22 protein-coding genes are annotated in these 26,482 nt (G+C 70.4%); 12 read left to right on the plus strand and 10 right to left on the minus strand.

The features are described 5' to 3' along the window. The first annotated feature begins 24 nt into the window (after nucleotides 1-24). A complete protein-coding gene (locus tag ACZ7NC_RS15085) occupies nucleotides 25-2,205 on the plus strand; it encodes a 3-hydroxyacyl-CoA dehydrogenase NAD-binding domain-containing protein (RefSeq protein WP_471488326.1) in 2,181 nt (726 codons plus the stop codon). A gap of 164 nt (nucleotides 2,206-2,369) precedes the next feature. Here ACZ7NC_RS15085 and ACZ7NC_RS15090 read toward each other — a convergent pair whose 3' ends face one another. Further along, nucleotides 2,370-3,101, minus strand: coding sequence for a MerR family transcriptional regulator (locus ACZ7NC_RS15090; RefSeq protein WP_471488327.1), 732 nt, complete (start codon nucleotides 3,099-3,101; stop codon nucleotides 2,370-2,372). A gap of 221 nt (nucleotides 3,102-3,322) precedes the next feature. On the opposite strand from ACZ7NC_RS15090, the gene ACZ7NC_RS15095 reads away from it, so the two are divergent. From ACZ7NC_RS15095 to ACZ7NC_RS15105, 3 genes are read left to right on the plus strand one after another with little or no spacing between them, the layout of a single operon-like run. Continuing rightward, nucleotides 3,323-4,789: an amino acid permease gene (locus tag ACZ7NC_RS15095; RefSeq protein WP_471488328.1), complete on the plus strand. Its 1,467-nt coding sequence runs from the start codon at nucleotides 3,323-3,325 to the stop codon at nucleotides 4,787-4,789. 40 nt (nucleotides 4,790-4,829) lie between these two features. Further along, entirely contained in the window at nucleotides 4,830-5,318 is a 489-nt protein-coding gene (locus ACZ7NC_RS15100; protein WP_471488330.1) for a macro domain-containing protein, read from the plus strand. Next, the gene (locus tag ACZ7NC_RS15105; RefSeq protein WP_471488331.1) at nucleotides 5,315-6,217 is read left to right on the plus strand and encodes a PfkB family carbohydrate kinase; all 903 of its coding nucleotides are present in this window, start codon (nucleotides 5,315-5,317) and stop codon (nucleotides 6,215-6,217) included. Before ACZ7NC_RS15100 ends, ACZ7NC_RS15105 begins: the two co-directional genes overlap by 4 nt. Before the next feature lie 9 nt (nucleotides 6,218-6,226). Here ACZ7NC_RS15105 and ACZ7NC_RS15110 read toward each other — a convergent pair whose 3' ends face one another. Continuing rightward, on the minus strand, nucleotides 6,227-7,726 hold the full coding sequence (locus ACZ7NC_RS15110; protein ID WP_471488333.1) for a M1 family metallopeptidase: 1,500 nt from the start codon (nucleotides 7,724-7,726) through the stop codon (nucleotides 6,227-6,229). 226 nt (nucleotides 7,727-7,952) lie between these two features. Between ACZ7NC_RS15110 and ACZ7NC_RS15115 the strand changes: the two genes are divergently transcribed. The 5 genes from ACZ7NC_RS15115 to ACZ7NC_RS15135 all read left to right on the plus strand — a co-directional run bounded on the left by ACZ7NC_RS15115 (nucleotide 7,953) and on the right by ACZ7NC_RS15135 (nucleotide 15,800). Continuing rightward, nucleotides 7,953-9,911, plus strand: a complete 1,959-nt coding sequence (locus ACZ7NC_RS15115) for a Xaa-Pro dipeptidyl-peptidase (RefSeq protein ID WP_471488334.1) — start codon at nucleotides 7,953-7,955, stop codon at nucleotides 9,909-9,911. Further along, complete coding sequence (locus ACZ7NC_RS15120) at nucleotides 9,908-11,167, plus strand: M14 family metallopeptidase (RefSeq protein ID WP_471488335.1); 1,260 nt, start codon at nucleotides 9,908-9,910, stop codon at nucleotides 11,165-11,167. Before ACZ7NC_RS15115 ends, ACZ7NC_RS15120 begins: the two co-directional genes overlap by 4 nt. An 89-nt stretch (nucleotides 11,168-11,256) precedes the next feature. Continuing rightward, entirely contained in the window at nucleotides 11,257-12,960 is a 1,704-nt protein-coding gene (locus ACZ7NC_RS15125; protein WP_471488337.1) for a BCCT family transporter, read from the plus strand. 91 nt (nucleotides 12,961-13,051) lie between these two features. Next, nucleotides 13,052-14,074 carry an oxidoreductase gene (locus ACZ7NC_RS15130; RefSeq protein ID WP_471488338.1) on the plus strand — a complete coding sequence of 341 codons (1,023 nt, stop codon included), beginning with the start codon at nucleotides 13,052-13,054 and terminating at the stop codon, nucleotides 14,072-14,074. An 85-nt stretch (nucleotides 14,075-14,159) separates the two neighbouring features. Next, complete coding sequence (locus ACZ7NC_RS15135; RefSeq protein ID WP_471488340.1) at nucleotides 14,160-15,800, plus strand: ABC-F family ATP-binding cassette domain-containing protein; 1,641 nt, start codon at nucleotides 14,160-14,162, stop codon at nucleotides 15,798-15,800. 21 nt (nucleotides 15,801-15,821) lie between these two features. On the opposite strand, the gene ACZ7NC_RS15140 is transcribed toward ACZ7NC_RS15135, so the two are convergent. The 4 genes from ACZ7NC_RS15140 to ACZ7NC_RS15155 form a co-directional block, all read right to left on the minus strand. Next, a complete protein-coding gene (locus tag ACZ7NC_RS15140) occupies nucleotides 15,822-16,373 on the minus strand; it encodes a putative glycolipid-binding domain-containing protein (RefSeq protein WP_471488342.1) in 552 nt (183 codons plus the stop codon). 99 nt (nucleotides 16,374-16,472) lie between these two features. Then, the gene (locus ACZ7NC_RS15145) at nucleotides 16,473-18,845 is read right to left on the minus strand and encodes a Tex family protein (RefSeq protein WP_471488344.1); all 2,373 of its coding nucleotides are present in this window, start codon (nucleotides 18,843-18,845) and stop codon (nucleotides 16,473-16,475) included. 103 nt (nucleotides 18,846-18,948) lie between these two features. Beyond that, a complete protein-coding gene (locus ACZ7NC_RS15150; RefSeq protein WP_010042827.1) occupies nucleotides 18,949-19,080 on the minus strand; it encodes an LPFR motif small protein in 132 nt (43 codons plus the stop codon). 107 nt (nucleotides 19,081-19,187) lie between these two features. Continuing rightward, a complete protein-coding gene (locus tag ACZ7NC_RS15155) occupies nucleotides 19,188-20,057 on the minus strand; it encodes an SCO6745 family protein (protein WP_471488346.1) in 870 nt (289 codons plus the stop codon). A gap of 112 nt (nucleotides 20,058-20,169) precedes the next feature. Here ACZ7NC_RS15155 and ACZ7NC_RS15160 point away from each other — a divergent pair, with 112 nt between their 5' ends. Both ACZ7NC_RS15160 and ACZ7NC_RS15165 read left to right on the plus strand, forming a co-directional pair. Then, nucleotides 20,170-21,129: a GlxA family transcriptional regulator gene (locus ACZ7NC_RS15160; protein WP_471488347.1), complete on the plus strand. Its 960-nt coding sequence runs from the start codon at nucleotides 20,170-20,172 to the stop codon at nucleotides 21,127-21,129. A 65-nt stretch (nucleotides 21,130-21,194) separates the two neighbouring features. Continuing rightward, complete coding sequence (locus tag ACZ7NC_RS15165; protein WP_471488348.1) at nucleotides 21,195-21,830, plus strand: DJ-1/PfpI family protein; 636 nt, start codon at nucleotides 21,195-21,197, stop codon at nucleotides 21,828-21,830. Here ACZ7NC_RS15165 and ACZ7NC_RS15170 read toward each other — a convergent pair. After that, on the minus strand, nucleotides 21,817-22,572 hold the full coding sequence (locus ACZ7NC_RS15170; protein ID WP_471488350.1) for an enoyl-CoA hydratase/isomerase family protein: 756 nt from the start codon (nucleotides 22,570-22,572) through the stop codon (nucleotides 21,817-21,819). The two genes, ACZ7NC_RS15165 and ACZ7NC_RS15170, sit on opposite strands and share 14 nt — an antisense overlap. A gap of 261 nt (nucleotides 22,573-22,833) precedes the next feature. On the opposite strand from ACZ7NC_RS15170, the gene ACZ7NC_RS15175 reads away from it, so the two are divergent. Continuing rightward, nucleotides 22,834-23,343 (plus strand): ATP-binding protein, encoded by a 510-nt coding sequence (locus tag ACZ7NC_RS15175; protein ID WP_471488656.1) that lies wholly within the window; start codon nucleotides 22,834-22,836, stop codon nucleotides 23,341-23,343. Nucleotides 23,344-23,373: 30 nt separating this feature from the next. On the opposite strand, the gene idi is transcribed toward ACZ7NC_RS15175, so the two are convergent. The 3 genes from idi to galE all read right to left on the minus strand — a co-directional run bounded on the left by idi (nucleotide 23,374) and on the right by galE (nucleotide 26,252). After that, complete coding sequence (gene idi / locus ACZ7NC_RS15180) at nucleotides 23,374-23,967, minus strand: isopentenyl-diphosphate Delta-isomerase (RefSeq protein WP_471488352.1); 594 nt, start codon at nucleotides 23,965-23,967, stop codon at nucleotides 23,374-23,376. 213 nt (nucleotides 23,968-24,180) lie between these two features. Further along, on the minus strand, nucleotides 24,181-25,116 hold the full coding sequence (locus ACZ7NC_RS15185; RefSeq protein WP_471488658.1) for a cation diffusion facilitator family transporter: 936 nt from the start codon (nucleotides 25,114-25,116) through the stop codon (nucleotides 24,181-24,183). Nucleotides 25,117-25,280: 164 nt separating this feature from the next. Continuing rightward, nucleotides 25,281-26,252, minus strand: coding sequence for a UDP-glucose 4-epimerase GalE (gene galE, locus ACZ7NC_RS15190; protein WP_471488354.1), 972 nt, complete (start codon nucleotides 26,250-26,252; stop codon nucleotides 25,281-25,283). Nucleotides 26,253-26,482 lie beyond the last annotated feature (230 nt).

Below are 26,482 nucleotides of genomic sequence, written 5' to 3' on the forward strand. Positions count from 1 at the left end.
ACGGATCACACGGAGCACCTCCACATGAGCACTGAGTCCACCACCATCCGCTGGGAACAGGACCGCGAAGGCGTCGTCACCCTTGTCATCGACGACCCCGACCAGTCCGCGAACACCATGAACCAGGCGTTCCGCGACTCCCTCGCCGTGATCACCGACCGCCTGGAGGCCGAGAAGGACACCATCCGCGGTGTCATCATCACCTCCGCCAAGAAGACCTTCTTCGCGGGTGGCGACCTGCGCGACCTCATCCGCGTCACGCCGGAGACCGCGATGGAGCTGTTCGAGGGCGGCATGGCGATCAAGCGCCAGCTGCGCCGCATCGAGACCCTCGGCAAGCCGGTCGTCGCCGCGCTGAACGGCGCGGCCCTGGGCGGCGGCTACGAGATCGCGCTCGCCTGCCACCACCGCATCGCCCTCGACGCGCCCGGCTCGAAGATCGGCTGCCCCGAGGTCACCCTCGGCCTGCTGCCGGGCGGCGGCGGTGTCGTCCGCACCGTACGGCTCCTCGGGATCGCCGACGCCCTGCTGAAGGTGCTGCTCCAGGGCACCCAGTACAACCCGCGGCGCGCCCTGGACAACGGTCTGATCGACGACATCGCCACCACCCAGGAGGAGCTGCTCGCCAAGGCCCGCGCCTTCATCGAGGCCCACCCCGAGTCCCAGCAGCCCTGGGACCGGCCGGGCTACAGGATCCCCGGCGGCACGCCCGCCAACCCCAAGTTCGCGGCGAACCTGCCGGCCTTCCCGGCCGGCCTGCGCAAGCAGACGGGCGGCGCCCCCTACCCGGCCCCGCGCAACATCCTCGCGGCCGCTGTCGAGGGCGCCCAGGTCGACTTCGAGACCGCGCAGGTCATCGAGGCGCGCTACTTCGTGGAGCTGGCGGCGGGCCAGACGTCCAAGAACATGATCCAGGCGTTCTTCTTCGACCTCCAGGCCGTCAACTCCGGCGCGAACCGCCCCAAGGGCATCGAGCCGCGGAGGGTCCGCAAGGTCGCCGTGCTGGGCGCCGGGATGATGGGCGCGGGCATCGCCTACTCGTGCGCCCGCGCCGGCATCGAGGTCGTCCTGAAGGACGTGTCGCTCGAAGCCGCCCTCAAGGGCAAGGGCTACTCGGAGAAACTGTGCGCGAAGGCGGTCTCCCGGGGCCGTACGACCCAGGAGAAGGCCGACGCGCTGCTCGCCCGCATCACGCCGGCGGCGGACCCGCAGGACGTGGCCGGCTGCGACGCGGTCATCGAGGCCGTCTTCGAGAACCCCGAGCTCAAGCACAAGGTCTTCCAGGAGATCGAGTCCATCGTCGAGCCGGACGCGCTGCTGTGCTCCAACACCTCGACGCTGCCGATCACCGCCCTCGCCGAAGGCGTGGAGCGCCAGGCCGACTTCATCGGACTGCACTTCTTCTCACCGGTCGACAAGATGCCGCTCGTCGAGATCATCAAGGGCGAGCGGACGGGGGAGGAGGCGCTGGCCCGCGCCTTCGACCTGGTCCGGCAGATCAACAAGACGCCGATCGTCGTGAACGACTCGCGCGGCTTCTTCACCTCACGGGTCATCGGTCACTTCATCAACGAGGGCGTCGCGATGGTCGGCGAGGGCATCGAGCCCGCATCGGTGGAGCAGGCGGCCGCGCAGGCGGGCTACCCGGCGAAGGTCCTGTCCCTGATGGACGAACTGACCCTGACGCTCCCGCGCAAGATCCGCAACGAGTCGAAGCGGGCCGTGGAGGAGGCGGGCGGCACCTGGGCCGGGCACCCGGCCGAGGCCGTCATCGACCGCATGGTCGACGAGTTCGACCGCCCCGGGCGCAGTGGCGGCGCGGGCTTCTACGACTACGACGAGGACGGCAAGCGGACGACCCTGTGGCCGGGGCTGCGCGAGCACTTCACGCGTGAGGGCGCCGAGATCCCGTTCCGTGACATGCAGGAACGCATGCTGTTCTCCGAGGCGCTGGACACCGTCCGGCTGCTGGAGGAGGGCGTCCTGACGTCGGTCGCGGACGCCAACATCGGCTCCATCTTGGGCATCGGCTTCCCCGGCTGGACGGGCGGTGTCCTCCAGTACATCAACGGCTACGAGGGCGGTGTCGCCGGATTCGTGGCACGCGCGCGTGAGCTGGCGCAGACGTACGGGGAGCGGTTCGCGCCGCCCGCGCTGCTGGTCGAGAAGGCCGAGAAGGGGGAGACGTTCACGGACGGCCGCTGACGTATCCCTGAGCGACACACGGCTCTTGCCCTCCCGGGGCGGGGGCACCGACGCTGACCGGGCAAGCCGGCAGCCCGGCCCCCGCCCCACGAGGAACCCCGACGGATACGCGCGCGGCACCGGCCGCCCGCGTGACGGCAGGCGGGGGGCGGACCCTGAACGTGTCAGGCGGATCCGCCTTCATCTGACGCCGATGACTCCGGCATGGCGCTCAGCCACTCCCGCAGGTCCTCGCGCAGGGAGCGCTGAAACGTCGTCAGCAGGGCCTGCACCACCAGGGGTTGCATGTACGCGGAGAGTGATTTCACGTCCTGCGCCGCCCGCTCGGACACCTCGCCGCGGAAGAGCCGCGACAGTTCGTGCGCGGCGGAGCGCGAGTGGTCGATGAGGACGTTGCGCGCCGCGAGGATCGCCTCGTGCGACAGCGGTACGTCCAGCAGCCCTACCCCGAGCCGCAGCAGTCCGAGGTCGACGCGGTATCCGCCTTCGACGGCCCCGACGACACCCATCGCGACCAGCCGCGCCACGTCGTCGTCGCCGAGCGCCCGCCCCGCCCGTCGCTCCAGCTCCCCGCGCGTCACCGTCTCGACGGCGTCCGGCGCCCAGGAGGCCACCACGGCCCGGTGAACGGCGAGGTCATGGGCGTCCAGATCAGGCGGCAGCTGCTGCAGATACCGCTCGATGGCCGCCAGCGTCATGCCCTGCTGCTGAAGTTCCTCGATCAGCGCGAGCCGGGCCAGGTGCTCGCGCCCGTAGTGCCCCACCCGGCGCGGACCGATGACCGGAGGTGGCAGCAGCCCCTTGGTGCCGTAGAAGCGCACCGTGCGGACCGTCATCCCCGCCCGCGCGGCCAGCTCGTCGATCGTGAGGGTGGGTTCGTCGGTGCCGGTCGTCATGTGCAGCAGTATCGCTGTCCCACCACTGCTGTGACACCTTCCGCGACCGATGTGACGGCCGTGTGAGAAGTAACGCTCTGTGACGCACGCCACCGCATGGGCCGCATGCCGTGGGGGAAGGTGGCCCCTTGGTCTGTGCCTTTTACGGAGGGCGCAGGCCATACGTTCGTCCGGACACCCGAGCGCGACCCGCTCGGGCGCACCAGAGAGTGGTACCACCCGTGAGCAAGGACGCCGTGAACACGGCAGTGGCCGCATCCCGTACCGACGCGGCCCAGGTGCCCGCGGACGCGGGCGACGCCGGTTACAGCAAGGACCTCAAGGCCCGCCACGTCAACATGATCGCCATCGGCGGTGCCATCGGCACCGGCCTCTTCCTCGGCGCCGGCGGTCGCCTCCACGACGCGGGCCCCGCGCTGGCGATCGCCTATCTGGTCTGCGGCATCTTCGCCTTCTTCGTGGTCAGAGCCCTCGGTGAGCTGGTTCTCTACCGCCCCTCGTCCGGCTCCTTCGTGTCGTACGCGCGCGAGTTCCTCGGCGAGAAGGGCGCGTACGTCGCGGGCTGGATGTACTTCCTGAACTGGTCGACGACCGGTATCGCCGACATCACCGCGATCGCGCTCTACACGCACTACTGGAGCCTGTTCACCGACATCCCGCAGTGGACGCTCGCGCTGATCGCGCTGGCCGTGGTGCTGGCGGTGAACCTGATCTCGGTGAAGATCTTCGGCGAGATGGAGTTCTGGTTCGCGATCATCAAGGTCGCCACGCTCGTCGGCTTCATGTTCGTCGGCATCTTCCTGCTCGCCACCCAGCACGAGGTCGGCGGCCAGACCCCCGGGCTGAGCGTCATCACCGACAACGGCGGAGTGTTCCCGCACGGTCTGATGCCCGTCGTCCTGGTCATGCAGGGCGTGATCTTCGCGTACGCCGCGCTGGAGCTGGTCGGTGTCGCCGCGGGCGAGACCGCGGAGCCGGAGAAGGTCGTCCCGCGCGCGGTGAACTCGATCATGTGGCGCGTCGGCCTGTTCTACGTCGGCTCGGTCGTCCTCCTCGCCCTTCTGCTCCCCGGCTCGGTCTACTCGGCCGACCAGAGCCCCTTCGTCACGGTCCTGTCGAAGATCGGCGTCCCGGCGGCCGGCGACGTGATGAACCTGGTGGTCCTGACGGCCGCGATGTCCTCCCTCAACTCCGGCCTGTACTCCACGGGCCGCATCCTGCGCTCGATGGCGATGGCGGGCTCGGCCCCGAAGTTCACGGCCCGTATGAACCGCAGCCAGGTCCCCTACGGCGGCATCCTGCTCACCTGCGCGGTGTGTGTGCTCGGTGTCGGCCTGAACTACCTGATGCCCAGCCAGGCCTTCGAGATCGTGCTGAACGTGGCCTCCCTCGGCATCATCTCGACCTGGGTGATCATCATGGTCTGCCATCTGATCTTCGTCCGCCGCGCCAGGGCGGGCCTGGTGGACCGCCCCTCCTTCCGCCTCCCCGGCAGCCCGGTCACGGAGATCGCCACGATCGTCTTCCTGCTGGCCTGCCTCGGCATGATGTGGAACGACCCCGAGGTCGGCCGCAAGACGCTGCTGCTCATCCCGGCCATCGCCGTGATGCTGGTCGCCGGCTGGTACGCGGTCCGGCGCCGGGTCGCCCGGACGGAGGACCGGGAGCTGACCGAGCTCACGAAGTAATCAGCGGGCCGTTGTCAGTGGCGGCCTCTACGGTGGCGTCATGTCGGAGATCACTTACATCCGGGGTGACGCCACCGTTCCGTCGGTCAAGGGCGTCAAGGTGATCGCCCATGTCTGCAACGACATCGGGGGATGGGGGAAGGGCTTTGTCCTGGCCATATCGCGCCGCTGGCCGGAGCCGGAGAAGTCCTACCGGGCCTGGCACCGCGAGCGCGCGTTGAACGACTTCGCCCTGGGCGCGGTGCAGCTCGTCCAGGTCGAGCCCTGTGTCTGGGTGGCCAACATGGTCGGGCAGCGCGGCATCCGCACCGGCAGCAAGGGCGTTCCCGTGCGCTACGAGGCGATCGATGCCGCGCTGGAGAGCCTGGCGGAGAAGGCCGCCGACCTCGGCGCGTCGGTCCACATGCCCCGGATAGGGTGCGGACTGGCCGGTGGGAAGTGGTCCCGGGTGGAGCCGCTGGTCACTGAGCGGCTGGTGCGACACGGAATTGCCGTCACGGTCTACGACCATGGGGAGGCCGGGAGTTGAACCGCGACATCGACGTGCTCGTGCTGGGCGGCGCGGGCGTGGACACCATCGTGTACGTGCCGGAGCTACCGCTGCCGTACGCCGACAGCTACATGATCGACTCGGGGATCCGCACCCGCGCCGGTCAGACCGGCGACTTCGTGGCCGTCGCTCTGAGCGCCCTCGGCCTGCGCACCCACCATCTCGACATGCTCGGCGACGACCCGGAGGGCGACCTGGTCCGGGCCCTGCACAGCGAGAAGGGCATCGCGCTCACCGCGATCCCGCAGCCCGCGGGAACGAAGCGCGCCGTCAACCTCGTCGGCCCCGACGGCAGGCGGCTGTCTCTGTACGACACCAGCCGCGCCCACGCCGACGACCGCTTCCCGGAGGCCACGGTGCGTGCCCTGGCCGGGGCGAGCCGCCACGTCCACATCACCATCACCCAGCCCTGCGCCCATTCCCTGCCGCTCCTGCGGGAGTCCGGCGCGACACTGTCCACAGACCTGCACGACTGGGACGGCGAGAACGGGTACCACGAGCCGTTCGCGCACGCGGCGGACGTCGTCTTCCTGTCCGCTGCCGCCCTGGCCGACCCCGAGCGCACGATGCGCGGCATCGCCGATCGGGGCCGGGCCGAGGTGGTCGTGGCCACGGCAGGCGCGAAGGGCGCGTACGTACTGGCCGACGACGAGCTGACCCACGTACCCGCCGCGACACCGCCCGCGCCGGTGGTGGATTCCAACGGCGCGGGCGACGCCTTCGCCGCCGCGTTCCTCTACGCCTGGCTGAACCGCGAGACACCCCCGCGCAGCGCCTTGTACGGCACCATCGCCGGCGCCCACGCCTGCACGGTGCCTTCGACGGAGACGGATGCGATAGGGCGGGACGAACTGCTCCGGCTCGCTGCAACGCCCTGACGCGCGCGCCTAGTGCTCGTGCCCGTGCACATCGTTGGTCGCGGCGATCTTCTTCCACGACTTCGGCTGCGCGGGAGCCCCGGACACCTTCGCGATCGAAGCCGCCCGCGCAGTGGGCGCGCCCGGCTTCGACGGCTGGAACAGCCACGTGTCGAACAGCGCCGCCAGCGGCTTGCCGGACACCTCCTCGGCGTACCGCTCGAAGTCGGCGACCGACGCGTTGCCGTAGGAGTACTTCTGCGGCCAGCCCTTCAGAATGGCGAAGAACGCGTCGTCCCCGATCTCGTTGCGCAACGCCTGAAGGGCCAGCGCACCCCGGTCGTAGACGGCGATGTGGAACTGGTTGTCCGGCCCGGGGTCACCCGGCTCGACCGTCCAGAACGGATCGTCGGCCGACCGCGAGGCGTACACGTAGTCGGCGATCTCCTGCGCCGTCCCCTCGCCCTCGTGCTCGGACCACAGCCACTGCGCGTACCGCGCGAAGCCCTCGTTGATCCAGATGTCCTTCCACTCCTTGACGGACACCTGGTCGCCCCACCACTGATGGGCCAGCTCATGCACGACGACTGAGGTGTTCGACCCGTTCGCGAAGTTGGCGGGGCTGTAGAACGGCCGGGTCTGCGTCTCCAGCGCGTACCCCGTCTTCGTGTTCGGCACATACCCGCCGAGCGCGTTGTACGGATACGGCCCGAAGTACTCGCTCAGCCAGTCGGCGATCTCCCCGGTCCGCTCGATGCTCGCCCGCGCCGCCCCCGCGCGGTCGCCGAGATCCTTGCTGTAGGCGTTGATGACCGGAATTCCACTCTCGGACGTCCCCGTGGTGACGTCGAAGCGTCCCGCCGCGAACGTGGCCAGATATGTGGCCTGCGGCTTGTTGGAGCGCCAGTTGTAGCGGGTCCAACCCAATCGCGAACTCGTCGACTGGAGCGTTCCGTTGGAGATGAACTGCGTGCCGTCCGGCACCTGCACCGACACGTCGTAGGTCGCCTTGTCGAGCGGGTGGTCATTGCTCGGGTACCACCACCAGGACCCCTCGGGCTCTCCCGCGGCGACCCCGCCGTCCGGGGTGCGCAGCCAAGCGCTGAAGCCGTACGCCTTCTTGCTCGACGGCACGCCCCGGTAGCGCACGACGACGGTGACGGACGTGCCCTTGGCCAGCGGCTTCGTCGGCGTGATCTCCAGCTCGTGCTCGCCGGAGGTCGCGAACGAGGCCTTCGCGCCATTGACCCGGACCTCGCTGACATCCAGCAGGAAGTCCAGGTTGAAGCGGGACAGGTCCTGCGTGGTCTTCGCCAGCAGGGTCGCCGTACCCTCCAGCTGGTCCGTGGCCGGCTGGTACTTCAGCCGGAGGTCGTAGTGGGAGACGTCGTAGCCGCCGTTGCCGTAGGCCGGGTAGTAGGGGTCGCCGATGCCCGGAGCGCCGGGGGAGTAACTCGCCGCCGAAGCCGGGATCGCCAGCAACAGGGAGGCGGCCACGAGTGCGCCCGGCGCCATGATTCTGCGGTGCACGAAAGCTCCAAGTCGTAGGGGCCGAAGTCTGTCCGGAGCCTATTGAGTACCTGTGCCCTCTGCGTGTCCATGACCACCCCTGTCACACGATCGCCATTCGGCCGACATGAGTGGATCCGCCGCAAGAGTGTTTGTCGGCCACACGACACCTCATCGGCCACACGACACTTCATGTGCCGTCAGCCGCCCTCTTCTGCACGGGAGTTGACCGATGTACCGTCCGCGCATGCCGAACCGCATGCGCTTCACGATCTGGAGACCGCTCGCGACAGCGGCCGTGGCCGTCCTGATGGCCACGTTCCTCGCACCCGCGACGGCCCACGCCGGCCCACGGGAGAGCAAGCCCGTCTACTCCTACGACAACGCCGTCCGCGAGGCCGTATGGGTGGACACCGGACTCGACCTCGACCGCGACGGCGAGCACGACCGCGTCGCCGTCGACATCGTCCGGCCCCGCGAAGCGGCCGCACAGGGCCGCAAGGTGCCCGTCATCATGGACGCCAGCCCGTACTACTCCTGCTGCGGGCGCGGCAACGAGAGCCAGAAGAAGACGTACGACGCCGACGGCGACGTCGTCCAGATGCCGCTGTTCTACGACAACTACTTCGTGCCCCGCGGCTACGCCTTCGTAGGCGTCGACCTCGCCGGCACCAACCGCTCCGACGGCTGCGTCGACGTCGGCGGGCGCTCCGACATCCTCTCCGCGAAGGCCGTCATCGACTGGCTGAACGGCCGCGCCAAGGCGTACACCACCCGTACCGGCACCACCAGGGCCACCGCGAAGTGGACCAACGGCCGCACCGGAATGATCGGCAAGAGCTGGGACGGCACCATCGCCAACGGCGTCGCCGCGACCGGCGTCGAGGGCCTGAGGACCATCGTGCCGATCAGCGCCATCTCCTCCTGGTACGACTACTACTTCCAGCAGGGCGCCCCGCTGTATGACTCCGGCCCCGACTGGCTGTCGAACTACGTCGACAGCCCCGACGCCCGCGCCAACTGCGGCGCGGTCCAGCAGATGCTGGTCGACGGGGCCCCGCGCACCGGCGACTGGACGCCGCTGTGGACCGAACGTGACTATGTGAAGGACGCGCGCAAGGTGCGTGCCAGCGTCTTCGCGATCCACGGCATGCAGGACCTCAACGTTCGGATGAAGCACCTCGGCCAATGGTGGGACGCCCTCGCGAAGAACGGTGTCGAGCGCAAGATCTGGCTCTCCCAGACCGGTCACGTCGACCCCTTCGACTTCCGGCGCGCGGACTGGGTCGAGACCCTGCACCGCTGGTTCGACCACGAACTCCTCGGCTACGACAACGGCATCGACCGCGAGCCGATGGCCGACATCGAACGCCACCCCGACCAGTGGGCGACCTCGAAGGTCTGGCCGCCGCGCGGCACCGACACCACCACCCTGCGCCCGGCCAAGGGCACCGAGGCGGGCGTCGGCACCCTCGGCCTGAGCAAGGGCAAGGGCACCGAGACCTTCACCGACGACCCACAGCACAGCGAGACCGACTGGGCCGCGCACATCGACCGGTCCACCCCCGACAAGGCGGGCTTCGTGACCAAGCCGCTCGCCCGCGACCTGCGTCTGTCCGGCTCCTCCGAGGTCACCGTCACCGCCACCCCGACCACCTCGACGGCCCACCTCTCCGCCGTTCTGGTCGACCTCGGCCCCGACACCATCCGCGACTACGCGGTGAGCGGCGAGGGCATCAGCACCCTCACCGACCGCACCTGCTGGGGCGTCAGCACCACGGGTGACAGCGCCTGCTTCAAGGAGACGAAGGCCAGGACCACCGACGTCGACTACACCGTCGTCAGCCGCGGCTGGGCGGACCTCGGCAACCACGCCTCGGATCTGACGGGCCGACCGCTCACCCCGGGCAAGCCGTACACGATCACCCTCGACCTGGCGGCGACCGACCACGTCGTCCCGGCCGGCCACCGCCTCGCCCTGATCATCGCGGGCACGGACAAGGACCTGATCGATCCACCGTCGACCAAGCCGACGCTCACCCTCGACCTCTCCCGTACGAAGGCACGCGTCCCGCTGGTCGGCGGCGCCCCGGCCTTCGCTCGCGCCACGGCCGACGCGCCGTCAGCCGCCCCCGCGGCGGGGCTCCTCGACGGCGTGACGACCGCACCGCGCCCCGCTCACCGCATCCCGGAGGCAGGCCAGTGACCCGCATCCGAACCCTCACCGTGACCGCGGCGGCCCTCGCCGCGTCCCTCGTGTCCATACCCGCCCAGGCCGCCGACGCCCCGCCCCGCACCGGCTTCGAGGAGTCCAACGGCGCCCGCTGGACCAGCCGGCCCGAGGAGCAGCGGTTCCTCGCCGCAGTCGACAAGGCGAGCGACCGGGTGTCCGTCGCCGATATCGGGACGACGAAACAGGGCCGCCCACTCCAGCTCGTCCGCATCGGCACCCGGCCCACCCCGAACAAGGTGCTGCTCGTGTGCAGCCAGCACGGCGACGAACCCTCCGGCCGCGAGGCCTGTCTGTCCACGGTCCGCGACCTGGCCCACGCCAAGGACCCGCAGACCCTGCGCTTCCTGGAGCGCACCACCCTGCTCGTCGTACCCACCGCCAACCCCGACGGCCGGGCCGCCGACACCCGCGGCAACAGCGACGGGGTGGACATCAACCGCGACCACATCACGCTGGCGACCGCCGAAGGGCGTGCCATGGCCGCGGTCATCCGCGACCAGCGCCCCGACGTCATCTACGACCTGCACGAGTACGGCGCCACACCGCCGTACTACGACAAGGACCTGTTCGACCTGTGGCCGCGCAACCTCAACACCGACACGCATGTCCACGACGCCGCGCAGTCCCTGTCCCAGTCGTATGTGCGGCCCGCCGCTACGAACGCCGGCTACTCGACCGGTACGTACGGCATCTGGACCGATCCGGAGACGGGCGACCCGATCCGGCAGGTCGCCGGTGACGGCCAGGAGCGCATCCTGCGGAACATGTCCGGCGTCAAGCACTCGGTGGGCCTGCTCATCGAGAGCCGCGTCGACCCGCTCACCGACGCGGAGAAGGCGGACGAGGCCTTCAACAACCGGCGCCGGGTGCACTCCCAACTCGCCGCGCTGAAGGGCCTGTTCGACTTCACCGACGCCCGGCGCGGCCAGGTCGAGGCGGCGACCGGCCTGGCCCGTCTCACGGGCTACGCCGACACCGGCCCGGTCTACCTCGGCGGCGCCGACAACGACCCGCCCGAACCGGCCGAGGTGATCCAGGACCCGCCCTGCGGCTACCGGCTCACCGCGGAGCAGTACGCGCGGGTGAAGGACGAACTCGCCCTGCACGGGGTGCGGACCCACGGCACCTACGTCCCGCTCCGCCAGTCACTACGCGCGCTCGTCCCGCTGCTCCTCGACGAACGCGCTCCGTACCACCTCGCGGCAGGTGAGCCCGACACCGACTGCTGAAGCGGCTGCGATCGGCGGGATCTGTGGTAGGTCCTGGGAAACGACGTGGATACCGGCGTACCCACCGTTTCCAGGGGAAGGTGCCGCAGATGACTGACGATCTGAAGCAGAGGGGTGGCGGCCCGGAACATCCAGCGGATGCTTCCGGCCGCCACACCGACCAAGTCGTGTTCGGGGTCACCGCCGCCATCACGGTGGCCTTCGTGATCTGGGGCTGGGCGGCCACGGACTCGCTGGAGAGCGTGTCCACGAAGATGCTCAACGGCCTGATCCACAACGGCGGCTGGGCCTTCATGCTGGCCGCCTCGGGCTTCGTGGTCTTCGCGTTGTGGCTCGCCATCAGCCGCTACGGCCGTATCCACCTCGGCGCCGAGGGCGAGGAGCCCGAGTTCAAGACGGTGTCCTGGGTCGCGATGATGTTCAGCGCCGGCATGGGCATCGGCCTGATGTTCTACGGCGTGAGCGAGCCGCTCGCGCACTACACGACCCCGCCACCGGGCACGAACCCCGCCAACTCCGGCGAACGCATGGAGACGGCGATGGCCACCACCCTCTTCCACTGGACGCTGCACCCCTGGGCGATCTACGCGGTGGTCGGGCTCGGCATCGCCTACAGCACCTTCCGCAAACGCCGGCGCCAGACCATCAGCGCGGTCTTCACCCCGCTGATCGGGGAGAAGCACGCGAACGGCACCGCGGGCCGGGTGATCGACATCCTCGCGATCATCGCCACCGTCTTCGGCTCCGCGGCCTCCCTGGGCCTCGGCGCGCTCCAGATCGGCTCCGGTTTCCAGGAACTGGACTGGATGGACGACGTGAGCACCGGTCTGCTCGTCGCGATCATCGCCGTACTGACCCTTGCCTTCGTCGCCTCGGCCATCTCCGGCATCGAGCGGGGCATCCAGTGGCTGTCCAACATCAACATGGTGCTGGCCCTGGTCCTCGCGGTCTTCGTGTTCATCGCGGGCCCCACGATCATCGTCCTCGACCTGCTGCCCACCTCGGTCTTCGCCTACCTCGGCGACCTGCCCCAGCTCGCCGGCCGCACCGAGGCCAGCGGCGGCGAGGGCGTCGCGGACTGGCTCGGCAGCTGGACCGTCTTCTACTGGGCCTGGTGGATCTCCTGGACGCCCTTCGTCGGCATGTTCATCGCCCGCATCAGCCGGGGCCGCACCATCCGGCAGTTCGTCGGCGGCGTCATCCTCGTGCCCAGCACCGTCAGCCTCGTCTGGTTCGCGATCTTCGGCGGTACGGCGATGAAGGTGAAGGAAGGCGGCGGGCTCGGCGGCGAGGACACCCCCGAGGGCCAGCTCTTCGGCCTCCTCCAGGAGTACCCCGTCCCCACCGCCACCAGCCTGCTCGTGATGATCCTGGTCGGCATCTTCTTCGTGTCGGGAGCCGACGCCGCCTCCATCGTGATGGGCACGCTCTCCCAGAAGGGCGCCCTGGAACCCGGCCGCTTCGTCGTCGTGTTCTGGGGTGTGGTGACCGGAGCGGTCGCCGCCATCATGCTGCTGGTCGGCAGCGGCCAGGGCGACGCGCTCACCGGCCTGCAGAACCTCACGATCCTGGCCGCCGCGCCCTTCGTCCTGGTGATGATCGGGGCGTGCGTCGCCCTCATGCGCGACCTGCGCCGGGACCCGGTCATCGTGCGCGGCGAGATGGGCTCCGAGGCCGTCGAACTCGCCGTGATCGAAGGCCACAAGAAGTACGACGGCGAATTCGAGATCAGGATCGGACCGGGCGCCGGCACCGAGGCGGAGGGCGACCCGCTCGGCCACGACCACGCCTGAGCTTCGGTCATCTGTTCGCCGGCCAGGGCGGGACGTAGCGGAATATGTCATGCCGCGCTCATATCGGTCCCGCTCTGGGGATACTCACAGCATGTCTGCCGAGTACGCGACCTTCGGCCTGGCACCGGCGATGCGTGCCGGTGGCGTCCTCGCCAACGGTGACTACCAGGTGCACCGGGACTTCGTGGACTTCATCGTCGACGGACGCCCGCTGCTGTTCCAGCTGTCCGACCTCGACGCCGTCTCCCCGCTCGCCTCCGACGTCCCGCCCGCCATCTTCACCGCACAGGTCCGCAGCCTGCTCCTGGAAGCGGAAGCCCCGCTTCCAGGAGGCCGGTATGTCATCTACGGCTGCCCCGAGTGCGCCGACCTCGCCTGCGGCGCCGTCACCGCGGTCATCGACAAGGAGGGTGACGACTACATCTGGCGTGACTTCGCCTGGCAGACCGACGAACACGCCGACCTGGAGCTCAACGGCTACCACGGCATCGGGCCCTTCCGCTTCCACGGCACCGGGTACCGCGCGGCGCTGGGCTCCCTGCTCGGCCACGACGCCGATCCCCCACGCCGCCGGGTGCTCCTCATCGGCGCCCGCGTCGCCCTCCTGGCCAAGCTCGCCGCCGCGCTGCGCACCATCGGCGTCGGCGCCGAGATCACCGACGACGTCGACGGCGTCCTCGCCGACGAGCTGCGCACCTACGGCGCCGTCGCCTTCGGCCGCGGGGTCGGCGAGGACCAGCGTGCCGCCGTACGCCGCGCCTTCGACGAAGCCGGAGTCGATGTGACGTACGTCGACGGTCTCGCGCCGATCGTGCCGCTGCTGGTGGCGCAGATCGAACACGCCCTGGACCGCAGCCCGACCGAACAGCGCCGGCTGACCCGGCTGGTCGCCGCCGACGGCGAGGCGGGCGTCGAGGTCACCTCGCCCTGCCGGGTGCGCCTGACCGCGTACCGCCTCGACCGCCTGTACCGCACCCACACCCACGAGGTCTTCGACGGCATCCTGGAGGCGGGCCGCCATCGCATCGCGCTGGACGCGAAGGCGGTGAAGGGGGAGTCGTTCGTGGTGGCGCGGACTTCGGGGAGTGTGCTGGTGGAGCCGATGGCACGGTGATGACGGAGACTCCCGTGCCCGTGGCGGCGATGGCAGGCCGAACGGAGGTGCTCGCGACCTGGTACGGCCACTAGGATCGCCCTCTGTGACTGCCACCCTCGTCGTCAAGAACCTCGCCGCCGGCCACGGCGACCGTTCCCTGTTCAGCGGGCTCGACCTCGTCGTGGCCCCCGGAGACGTGATCGGCCTGGTCGGGGCGAACGGCGCGGGCAAGTCCACGCTGCTGCGCCTGCTCGCCGGGCTGATCGCGCCCGAGGAGGGCGAGCTGCGACTGTCCCCGCCGACGGCGACCGTCGGTCACCTCCCGCAGGAGCCCGAGCGGCGCCCCGGCGAGACCGTACGGGAGTTCCTGGCCCGCCGTACCGGAGTCGCCGAGGCCCAGCGGGTGATGGACGACGCGACACAGGCCCTCGTCGACGGGGCACCGGGCGCGGACGACGCCTACGCGACCAGCCTGGAGCGCTGGCTGGACCTGGGCGGCGCCGACCTCGACGAGCGAGCGGAGGAGATCGCCGACTCGCTCGGCCTGGCCGTGGACCTGGACCAGCCGATGACGTCCCTGTCCGGCGGACAGGCGGCCCGCGCCGGACTGGCCTCCCTGCTGCTCTCGCGCTACGACGTGTTCCTGCTGGACGAGCCGACGAACGACCTGGACCTCGACGGCCTGGAGCGCCTGGAACGCTTCGTCGGCGGCCTGCGCGCCGGCACCGTCGTCGTCAGCCACGACCGCGAGTTCCTCACCCGCACGGTCACCAAGGTCCTCGAACTCGACCTCGCCCAGCAGCAGATCAATCTGTACGGCGGCGGGTACCAGGCCTATCTGGAGGAGCGCGAGGTGGCCCGCCGGCACGCCCGCGACGACTACGAGGAGTACGCCGACAAGAAGTCCGCCCTCCAGGACCGCGCGCAGATGCAGCGCTCCTGGATGGACAAGGGCGTCAAGAACGCCCGCCGCAAGGCGAGCAACGACAACGACAAGATCGGCCGCAAGTTCCGCAGCGAGGCCAGCGAGAAGCAGGCCGCGAAGGCCCGTCAGACCCAGCGCATGATCGAGCGCCTGGACGTCGTCGAGGAACCGCGCAAGGAGTGGGAACTGCGCATGGAGATCGGCTCGGCGCCCCGCTCGGGCGCGGTGGTGTCGACCCTGCGGGACGCGGAGGTCCGACGCGGCGACTTCACCCTCGGCCCGGTGTCCCTCCAGATCGACTGGGCCGACCGCGTGGCCGTCACCGGCGCCAACGGCGCGGGCAAGTCCACGCTGCTGGGCGCCCTGCTGGGCCGCGTCCCGCTGAGCGGGGGCCAGGCAACGCTCGGCTCCGGCGTCCTGATCGGAGAGGTCGACCAGGCCCGCAAGCTGTTCCACGGCGAGGAATCCCTGCTGGACGCCTTCTGCGCGGCCGTCCCGGACACCGAACCGGCCGAAGTCCGCACCCTCCTGGCCAAGTTCGGCCTGAAGGCGGACCACGTCCTGCGCTCCGCCGCAACCCTCTCCCCGGGCGAACGCACCCGCGCCGCCCTCGCTCTCCTCCAGGGCAGGGGCGTCAACCTCCTGGTCCTGGACGAGCCCACCAACCACCTCGACCTGCCGGCCATCGAGCAACTGGAGTCGGCCCTGGACTCCTACGAGGGCACCCTCCTCCTGGTCACCCACGACCGGCGCATGCTCGACGCGGTGCACGTCACCCGCCGCCTGGAGGTCGCGGACGGCAAGGTCACCGAACGCTAGGCGCGCCGGGCAGACTCGGGCTCACGCGATCCGCCGCGCCAGCCCCGGGTAGTCGACGACGAGGCCGTCCTCGTCGAACTCGATGTCCCTGCGGAAGTCGCCGGAGACAAAGCGAACCCGGCCGGTACCGAGATGCGTGTACGTCTGCCGGGAGGCGACGACGGTCAGCTCCGGCACCGACACCCATGCCATCAGGAACTCCCGTTCCCCGGGCGCCCGATGGAGCCCGTGTCGCAGCACCGGCATCGTGTTGGTGAGCGGGCACAGGCCGAGATCGCAGTCCAGGGCGCCGTCGACCTCGGGCAGATGCGCACCGTAGGCCGTCCACCGCCCCGCCCCGTCGTGCCGTAGATCCAGCGTGCGCACTCCGGCCGCGGACTCCGCGGTGACATGCAGCCGACGCGTCACGAAGGCGTCGGCCGTGTCGAGTTCGTACGAGATCCAGTACGGCTCCGGATCCGTACCGACCGCTCGGCCTCGCCCCCGCAGGGCGTCGCCGTCGAGCTCGGTCCAGGCGGTCTCGATGCCCTTGCTCCCGGACACTTCCCAGGTGATGACTCGCGACGTCGGCATGCCGCCACCCTAGGGGCGAAGCGGGCCCGGACCCTCCGAGTCGTACCGGAGGGTCCGGGCCCGCGTGTCTCGTTGTCGACGGCCCTTGTCGGGGTCGGCTCAGCGCTTGCGCTGCTTCGGGTCCACCAGACCCGCCCGCCGCAGTGCGTCGGCCATCGCGCTGTTGGCCGGCGGCGGTGCCTGACGCGAACCGCCGCCACCACCGCCACGGCCCTGCCGCTGCTGCGGCGGACGCCCGCCGCGCTGCCGGCGCTCGCCGCCGCCCCCGCCCTGCTGGCCGCCCTGCGCGGCGGCCTCGTCGTCGAGCCGCAGCGTCAGGGAGATCCGCTTGCGCGGGATGTCGACGTCGAGGACCTTCACCTTGACGATGTCACCGGGCTTCACCACGTCGCGCGGGTCCTTGACGAAGGTCTTCGACATCGCGGAGACATGGACCAGCCCGTCCTGGTGGACACCGACGTCCACGAACGCGCCGAACGCCGCCACGTTCGTCACGACGCCCTCCAGGACCATGCCCGACGCCAGGTCGGAGATCTTCTCGACGCCCTCCTTGAAGGTGGCCGTCTTGAAGGCGGGACGAGGGTCGCGGCCCGGCTTCTCCAGCTCCTTCAGGATGTCCGTGACGGTCGGCAGACCGAATGTCTCGTCCACGAAGTCGTCCGGCTTCAGGGAGCGCAGCACGCTCGTGTTGCCGACGAGCGAGGCCACCTCCTGGCCCGACGTCTTCACCATCCGCCGGACGACCGGATAGGCCTCCGGGTGCACGCTGGACGCGTCCAGCGGGTCGTCGCCGCCGCGGATGCGCAGGAAGCCCGCGCACTGCTCGTAGGCCTTCGGGCCGAGCCGCGCGACGTTCTTCAGCTGCGAGCGGGACGTGAACGGGCCGTTGGCGTCCCGGTGGGACACGATGTTCTCGGCGAGGCCGGAGGTGATGCCGGAGACGCGCGCGAGCAGCGGCGCGGAGGCGGTGTTGACGTCGACACCGACGCCGTTCACACAGTCCTCGACCACCGCGTCCAGCGAGCGCGACAGCTTCACCTCGGACAGGTCGTGCTGGTACTGGCCGACGCCGATCGACTTCGGGTCGATCTTCACCAGCTCGGCCAGCGGGTCCTGCAGGCGGCGGGCGATCGACACCGCGCCGCGCAGCGACACGTCCATGTCGGGCAGCTCCTGCGAGGCGAAGGCGGAGGCCGAGTACACGGAGGCGCCGGCCTCGGACACCATCACCTTGGTGAGCTTCAACTCCGGGTGCTTGGTGATGAGTTCACCGGCGAGCTTGTCGGTCTCGCGGGACGCCGTGCCGTTGCCGATCGCGACCAGGTCGACCGAGTGGTCCTTCGCCAGCCGGGCCAGCTTGGCGATCGCCTCGTCCCACTTGTTCGCCGGGACGTGCGGATAGATGACATCGGTGGCGACGACCTTGCCGGTGGCGTCGACCACCGCGACCTTCACACCCGTACGGAACCCGGGGTCCAGGCCGAGCGTCGCGCGTGTGCCGGCCGGCGCGGCGAGCAGCAGGTCGCGCAGGTTGGCCGCGAAGACGCCCACGGCCTCGTCCTCGGCGGCCGTGCGCAGGCGCAGCCGCAGGTCGATGCCGAGGTGGACGAGGATGCGGGTGCGCCAGGCCCACCGGACCGTGTCCGTCAGCCACTTGTCGGCGGGGCGGCCGCGGTCGGCGATCTGGAACTTGTGGGCGACGATCCCCTCGTAGGAGGACGGGCCGTCCACCGGCTCCTCCGGCTCCAGGACGAGGTCGAGGACCTCCTCCTTCTCGCCGCGCAGCATCGCCAGGATCCGGTGCGAGGGGAGCTCGGTGAACGGCTCGGCGAAGTCGAAGTAGTCGGCGAACTTCGCGCCCGCCTCCTCCTTGCCCTCGCGCACCTTGGCGGCCAGCCGGCCGCGCACCCACATGCGCTCACGCAGCTCGCCGATCAGGTCGGCGTCCTCCGAGAACCGCTCCGTGAGGATCGCGCGGGCGCCCTCCAGGGCGGCCTGCGGATCGGCCACGCCCTTGTCGGCGTCCACGAACGCGGCGGCAGCGGCGAGCGGATCGGTGCCCGGGTCACCGAGCAGCCCCTCGGCGAGCGGCTCAAGACCCGCCTCGCGGGCGATCTGCGCCTTGGTCCGGCGCTTGGGCTTGTACGGCAGATAGATGTCCTCGAGCCGCGCCTTGGTCTCGGCGCCGCGGATCTGAGCCTGAAGCTCCTCGGTCAGCTTGCCCTGCTCACGCACCGAGTCGAGGATCGCCGCCCGCCGCTCCTCCAGCTCGCGCAGATAGCGCAGCCGCTCCTCGAGCGTGCGCAGCTGCGCGTCGTCGAGCATCTCGGTCGCTTCCTTGCGGTACCGGGCGATGAAGGGCACCGTCGAACCGCCGTCGAGCAGCTCCACGGCAGCCTTCACCTGCCGCTCCCGTACGCCGAGTTCCGCGGCGATCCTGCCTTCGATGGACCCTACGAGGGGTGTCGTCACGATCCCGTCCCGCCTTCTCACTGAGGTTGCGCGGCAATTGTGGCAGGTGACACCGACAACCGGGGATCAGGGCGGCCCCCCGGCCCGTCGCGGCGGTACGGAATCAGACCCGGCGGCTGCGTGTGCTGCTCGACGCGCCGCCGAACAGCCTGGCGAGCGCCCGGAAGGGCAACGTCACCACAGTGGCGATCGCGCCACCGATCTGCCGCAGAACATCTGCGATTGCACGGAACACGTGTTTCACCCTTTCCTCTCCCGGCCACAAGGGCCGACTGAGGTTCCGGGTACCGCGGTCCGGGCCCGCCATGCATCGCGGGCCCTTCGCAGGGGGTGCGGTGGATCTCAGGCCTTGCCGAGCAGATCCGCCGGGAACGCCCCCGCCGCCACCGCGGCCCGCGCGAATCCGGCACCGAGCTCCGTCAGCCGGGCGACTCCCTCCGTCCCGAGGTGCTCGTACGGCGCCCGGTCCAGGCGGTCCGTCTCGGCCTCCATCTCGTCGCGCAGGGCGGCACCCTTCGCCGTGAGGTCGCCCGAGCCGTCCAGGAGACCGCGCCCACGCAGCCGTTCGCAGGCCGCGTCCCAGTCCTCCTGGGCCCAGCCGCGCGTGGAGAAAACCCACTTCGGGGTCATGCCCTTGCCGGTCGCGGTGTGGGTCACCACCGCCTCGAGACCGTCGAGCCCCGCGGCCATCAGCACGGTGAGATGCCCGTCACCGCGGTGCTCGCGCAGCAGCGTCGTGGCGTGGAAGTACGCCAGGTGCGGCTCCTCGGGGACCGGCAGGTCCGCATGTGCCGAGTACAGCGGCCGGCCGCTGCGCGAACAGGCCTCGGTCGCCCGGAGCGCGAGCTGTGCGGCCTCCGCCATCTCCGCGGACGTCACCGCCTCCTCGCCGAGCAGCCGCCGCAGCGCCGCGTCGACCGCACGCGCGCGTGCCGCCAGCACGTCCTCGGGCGAGGCGATCGCCCAGACCGCGGGGACGTGCCGGGCGACCAGCTCGTGCTTGTAGTTGTAGAACGTCGCCGTCACCGCTCCCGCGCCCACCGGACCCAGCGCGGCGGCTCGTACCGCGAAGTTGACCGCCCTGGGGTGCGTGATCCCGACAGCGGCCAGTTCCCTGCCCAGCTCGGGTGCGAAGTAGGACGTCGAGTGCAGGGAGTTGAGCATGTTGTGGCAGCGGCGGCCGGCACGGGGCTCAAGGGCGGCAGTAGTCATGCCCGGCAGGTTACCAACCGCTTGGTACGCCGCCCATGCCCTTGCGGGCCATGGCAGGAAAGGTGGGGAGCTCGTCATTGCGGTCGTCCCGGCGGCCTCGAAGAATCGGAGCATGGCGCAGCGAACCGTTCTCTTCGTACTCTTCGACGCGGTGCAGAGCCTCGATGTCACCGGGCCGCTGGAGGTCTTCACGGGGGCCGAGGCGCACGCTCCGGGCACGTATCGCATCCGCACGGCCTCCCTGGACGGCGCTCCCGTACGCACCTCCAGCGGCCTGACCGTCGTACCGGACCGGGCCCTGGGCGACGGGCCCGCCGCGCACACCCTCGTCGTCCCGGGCGGCCAGGGCACCCGCACCCCGGACCCCGACCTGGTCGAGTGGCTGCGTGAGCACGGTCCGCGTGCCGAGCGACTGGTCTCCGTCTGCACCGGAGCGATCCTGCTCGCCGCGGCCGGCCTGCTGGACGGCCGCCGCGCCACGACCCACTGGGCGTACTGCGACAAGCTCGCCCGCGACCACCCGGCCGTCGAGGTCGACCCGGACCCGATCTATGTGCGCGACGGACATGTCGCCACCTCCGCCGGTGTGACCTCGGGCATCGACCTCGCCCTCGCCCTGGTCGAGGAGGACCTGGGCCGGGACGTGGCCCTCGGTATCGCCCGCCACCTGGTCGTCTTCCTGCGCCGACCCGGGAACCAGGCCCAGTTCAGCGCCCAGCTCGCCGCCCAGACCGCCCAGCGCGAGCCCCTGAGGGAAGTCCAGCGCTGGATCACCGAGCACCCCGACGCCGACCTGACCGTCGAGGCGCTCGCCGCCCGCGCGAGCCTCTCCCCGCGCCACTTCGCCCGTGCCTTCCAGACCGAGACCGGCATGACCCCCGGCCGCTACGTCGACCGGATCCGCCTCGAACACGCCCGGCGCCTCCTGGAGGACACCACCGACGGCGTCGAGGAGATCTCCCGGGCCAGCGGCTACGGCACTCCGGAGGCCATGCGGCGCGCCTTCGTCAAGGCACTCGGGGCGGCCCCGGCCGAGTACCGCCGCCGCTTCCGCCCCGCACCGGTCCGCTGACCGGACGACCGACCGGAACACGGAAGACCGACCGGGACACAGAAGACCGACCTGAAAGGAAGCCCATGCAGATCGCGATGGTCCTCTACGACCGCTTCACCGCCCTCGACATCGTGGGACCCTACGAGGCCCTGAGCCGCATCCCGGACGCGCGCGTCGACTTCGTAGCCGAGACCGCGGGACCCGTGCGCGCCGACACGGGGTTCCTGGCCCTCATGGCGGACAGAACCCTGGCCGACGTACCGCATCCCGACATCGTGGTGGTGCCCGGCGGGCCCGGAACCTTCGCCCAGATCGAGAACGAGGTCCTTCTGGACTGGCTCAGGACCGCCGACATCACGAGCACCTGGACGACCTCCGTGTGCAGCGGCTCGCTGCTGCTGGCCGCCGCGGGCCTCCTCGACGGCCGCCGCGCCACGACCCACTGGCTCACCCTGGACTTCCTGCCGCAGTACGGCGCCGAGCCCACGGGCGAGCGGGTCGTGTCCGACGGCAAGTACATCACCGCCGCCGGGGTCTCCTCCGGTATCGACATGGGTCTGACCCTGGTCGGGAAGATCGCCGGCGACGAACACGCACAGGCCGTACAGCTGCTGACCGAGTACGATCCGCAGCCGCCCTACGACGCCGGATCCCCGCAGAAGGCGCCCGCGCACCTGGTCGAGGAGTTCCGCACCAACAGCCGCTTCAGTCTGACGTAGGTACGTTCCAGGTGAAGCGCGGCTGCCTGCGCTCCAGGAACGCGGCGACCCCCTCCGCGGTGTCGCCGCTTCCGCGCGCCTGCTCCGCCCAGTGATCGTCACGGTCGGCGCGTCCGTTCGCGAACTCCTTCGCCGCGGCCTGCGTCAGCTGTGAGCGCGACGCCAGGATCCGGGTGAACTCCGTGACCCGCTTGCCGAGTTCGCCCTCGGGCAGCACCTCGTCCACCAGCCCCGTACGCAGCGCCCGCTCCGCGTCGATCAACTCGCCCGAGAACAGCAGGTACTTGGCGGCCGCCGGTCCCACCAGCGACACCAACCGCCGCGTGGAGGACGCCCCATACACGATCCCGAGCTTCGCCGGCGTCACCCCGAACAGCGACCCCTCCTCGGCGAACCGCAGATCGCAGGCCGCCGCCAGCTGCGACCCGCCACCCACACAGTGCCCCCGGACCGCCGCCAGCGTCGGCTTCGGGAAGGCGGCCAGCGCCTCCTCGGCGGCCACGGCCAGCGACTGCGCCTCCTGCGGCGACCCCTGGAGCGTGGAGATGTCGGCGCCCGCGCAGAACGTCCCGCCCTCGCCGGTCAGCACCAGCACCCGTACGGCGGGATCGGCGGCCAGCGTCTCCAGCAGCGGCGGCAGCGCGCGCCACATCGCGGCCGTCATGGCGTTGCGCTTGGCCGGATGGTGTATGACGACGGTGGCGACCGAGTCGGTGACACCGTGCAGCAGCTGGGGCTCCATGCGGCGGATGCTATCCGCTCGCGCCGAACGGCCGATCAGGAAGGTCCGCGTGATCGATGACGACGGCGCCCGTACAACCCGAATAGTTCGCCAAGTCGGCACGAGCGGGCACAGGACCGGTCTCACAACTGACCGTGTCATACGCCAACGATCAGAATCGCTCGATACCAGCTGACTTCTGTTCAGTTCTACGGCCCGGACCTGCGCGTTACCAACACTCGACATGTGGTGACAATCGAGCGCGAGGGTGGCGACCGGACGATGGAGAACCACGGGCGCGGGTCCGGCCCACGCCCAGCAGGCGGCGCGGACGAGTCCGTCGATCCACGGCCGCCGAGTCCACTGCCTTACGAGGGGGTCTGGCGGTTCACCGCCCCCGCCGTCGACGCGTCGGTCCCGCAGGCCCGGCACGCCGTCCGGGACCTGCTGTACCGCCAGGGCGTGCCGGTCTCGGACGACCTGGTGCAGGGCGTGCTGCTGATCGTGTCGGAGCTGGTGACGAACGCCGTACGGCACGCGGCGCTGCTGTCGCCGATGCTCGCCGTGGAGGTCGCCGTCGGGGCCGAGTGGCTGCGGGTGTCCGTGGAGGACAACCACCCCTACCGCCCCACCGCCCTGGAGGCCGACCACGGCCAGACCGGCGGCCGGGGGCTGCTCCTGGTGCGCGAGATCGCCAGGGAGGCGGGCGGTGTGTGCGACGTCGAGCACACGGCGAGCGGGGGCAAGGTGATCTGGGCCGCCGTCCCGCTCAAATCCGTGCACGTGCCGTAGGGCACGTCCGGCGGAGCGGGCCCGGGCCCGTCACCAGCCGGCCGACGGGCCCGTCAGCTCCCGCACGGCGGGACGTGCGGCGTCCAGCACGGTCATGAACCAGGACGAGAAGGTGTCCTTCGCGTGCCGCTCGGCCAGCTCGGCCGGGGTCACGAACGCCGTCTCGCCGACCTCCTCCGGGTCCGGCCGCAGCGGCGACTGCACCATGCCGACGAAGAGGTGGTTGTACTCCTGCTCCACCAGGCCCGAGTCCGGGTCCGGATGGTTGTAGCGGACCGTGCCCGCCTCGGCGAGCAGCGACGGGGAGACACCGAGCTCCTCGTACGTCCGCCGGGCCGCGGCCGCGAAGGGGGCCTCACCGGGGTAGGGATGGCCGCAGCAGGTGTTGGACCAGACGCCGGGGGAGTGGTACTTGCCGAGGGCACGCTGCTGGAGCAGCAGCCGACCCTGCTCGTCGAAGAGGAACACGGAGAACGCCCGGTGCAGCTGTCCCGGCGGCTGGTGGGCGGCGAGCTTCTCAGCGGTGCCGATCGTCACACCGTTCTCGTCGACGAGTTCCAGCAAAATCGCGTCAGCGGTGCCGTTCGACGGACTGTGCGTCGTGGTGGCAGGTGTGATCGGCATACCCATCCTTCACATCGGTCTTGCGCCCCAAGTGTGCCGTACGAATCCGGCACTCCCGGCAGTTGATCGTGCCCGGCGCGGCGGGCGCGGAACCGTCGGCGGGAGGGCTGTGAGCATGAGGACGCCATGGACCACCGGATCGCTGCATTCCGTCCGTACTGACGTCTTATCGGACCGTACGGTTGTTTCATTGACGCCGGTCCGGCCCCCGCTTCAGTGGCAGAGCCGCGCCTCGTGCTCGGCGTGTCCGACCGGCTCCAGCTGGAACGTGCAGTGCTCCACGTCGAAGTGGTCGCCGAGGCAGCCCTGGAGCTCGTGCAGCATCTTCTCGTGGCCGATCGCGTTCAGGACGTCGGAGCGCACCACCACATGGGCGGACAGCACCGGCATGCCGGACGTGATCGTCCAGGCGTGCAGATCGTGGACGTCCTCGACCCCGTCCAGGGCGAGTACGTGGGCCCGCACCTGGTTCATGTCGACGTCCTTGGGGGCCGACTCCAGCAGGACGTCGAGGGTCTCGCGCAGCAGCTTGAGGGTGCGCGGCACGATCATCAGGCCGATCACCAGCGAGGCGATCGGGTCGGCGGCCTGCCAGCCGGTGGTCAGGATCACCGCCGCCGAGATCAGCACCGTGAGCGAGCCCAGTGTGTCCGCGGCCACCTCCAGGAACGCGGCGCGCACGTTCAGGCTCTCCTTCTGGCCCCGCATCAGCAGCGTCAGCGAGATCATGTTGGCGACCAGACCGATCGCACCGAACACGATCATCAGGCCGCCCTCGGTCGCCGCGGGCGTGAAGAACCGCTCGATCGCCTCGTACAGGACATAGCCGCCGACGCCCAGCAGAAGCAGACAGTTGGCGAGGGCGGCGAGGATCTCCGCGCGGGCGAAGCCGAAGGTGCGTGTCATGCTCGGCGGCCGGTTCGCGAAGTGGATCGCGAGCAGGGCCATGCCGAGACCCACCGCGTCCGTCGCCATGTGCGCGGCGTCCGCGACCAGGGCGAGCGAGTCCGCGACCACACCGCCGACGATCTGGACCACCATGACGCCGAGCGTGATCGACAGCGCGACGCGCAGCCTCCCGCGATACGCGGCGGCCGCCGTACCGGTCGTGGGCGCGTGCGCGTGCCCGTGATCGTGCCCAGCCCCCATGAAGCGCCGCCCTTCTGTCCGCGTCATCCGCCGGACGATCGGAATCTCCGTCCCGGGATCACAGTGAACTACGGGTGGGGGGTATCGGGCAACGCGGCACTGAACACCGTTGTCATGTGCCCTGACCTGCGGAAACGATCCGCAGGTCAGGGTGTTGCGCATGATCAGCGGCCGTGGTGCAGCTGCCAACCCCGCCATGCCGACTCGACCATCTCGCGTACCCCGCGCCGAGCCGTCCAGCCGAGTTCCTCGGCGGCCAGCGCGGCCGAGGCGACCGCGCGCGGGGCGTCCCCGGGGCGCCGGGGCTCGACGAGGGCGGGGCGGCGGTCGCCGGTCACCTCGGCGATGACCGTGATCAGCTCACGCACGGACACGCCCTCACCGCGGCCGATGTTGACGGTCAGATCACCGCTCGTACCGGGTTGCCCGAGCCGCCGGGCCGCCGCCACATGGGCCTCGGCGAGATCGGCGACATGGATGTAGTCACGGATACAGGTGCCGTCCGGCGTCGGATGGTCGTCGCCGAAGATCCGCGGGGCCTCGCCCCGGGTGAGCCGGTCGAAGACCATGGGGACGATGTTGAAGACGCCCGTGTCCGCCAGCTCGGGCGAGGCGGCGCCCGCGACGTTGAAATAGCGCAGACATACGGTGGAGATGTTGTGCGCCCGGCCCGCCGCCCGCACCAGCCATTCCCCGGCGAGCTTGCTCTCGCCGTACGGGTTCACCGGAGCGCACGGAGTGTCCTCCGTGATGAGATCCACATCAGGGTTGCCGTAGACGGCGGCGGACGACGAGAACACCAGCCGCTCGATCCCCGCCTCCGCGACCGCCTCCAGGAGCGTGGCGAGACCGCCCACGTTCTCCCGGTAGTAGCGCGTCGGCTGCGCCATGGACTCGCCGACCTGCTTGCGCGCGGCGAGATGCACCACACCCGTCACCGCGTGCTCGGCGAACACCCGCTTCAGCAGGTCACCGTCCAGGGAAGAGCCCTCGACCAGGGTGACGTCCACGGGCAGCCGCGTGGGAACGCCGGCCGAGAGGTCGTCCAGTACGAGGACCCGCTCCCCGGCGTCGGTCATCGCCCGCGCCACATGTGCCCCGATGTAGCCGGCTCCGCCTGTGATCAGCCATGTCATGGTCGCCCACCCTATGTCCCGCCTTCGACCCGGTACGCAATGTCGCCGATGCCCCGGTCTGGGGCCACGAGTTTGTGGGCGGACCCCGCAATCCCTGATGATGATCGTGGTGGGGCTCCGGGCAAACCACGTTGATCGCTTCGCCAAACGGCCGGTGAACGTTGGCTTCCGTTCATCCGATAGCCTCTGCCGACACGCCGCCCGGCCCGGCCCTCGGGCGGACGACGTCC

The sequence above is a fragment of the Streptomyces sp. NPDC111802 genome (genome assembly GCF_055634335.1).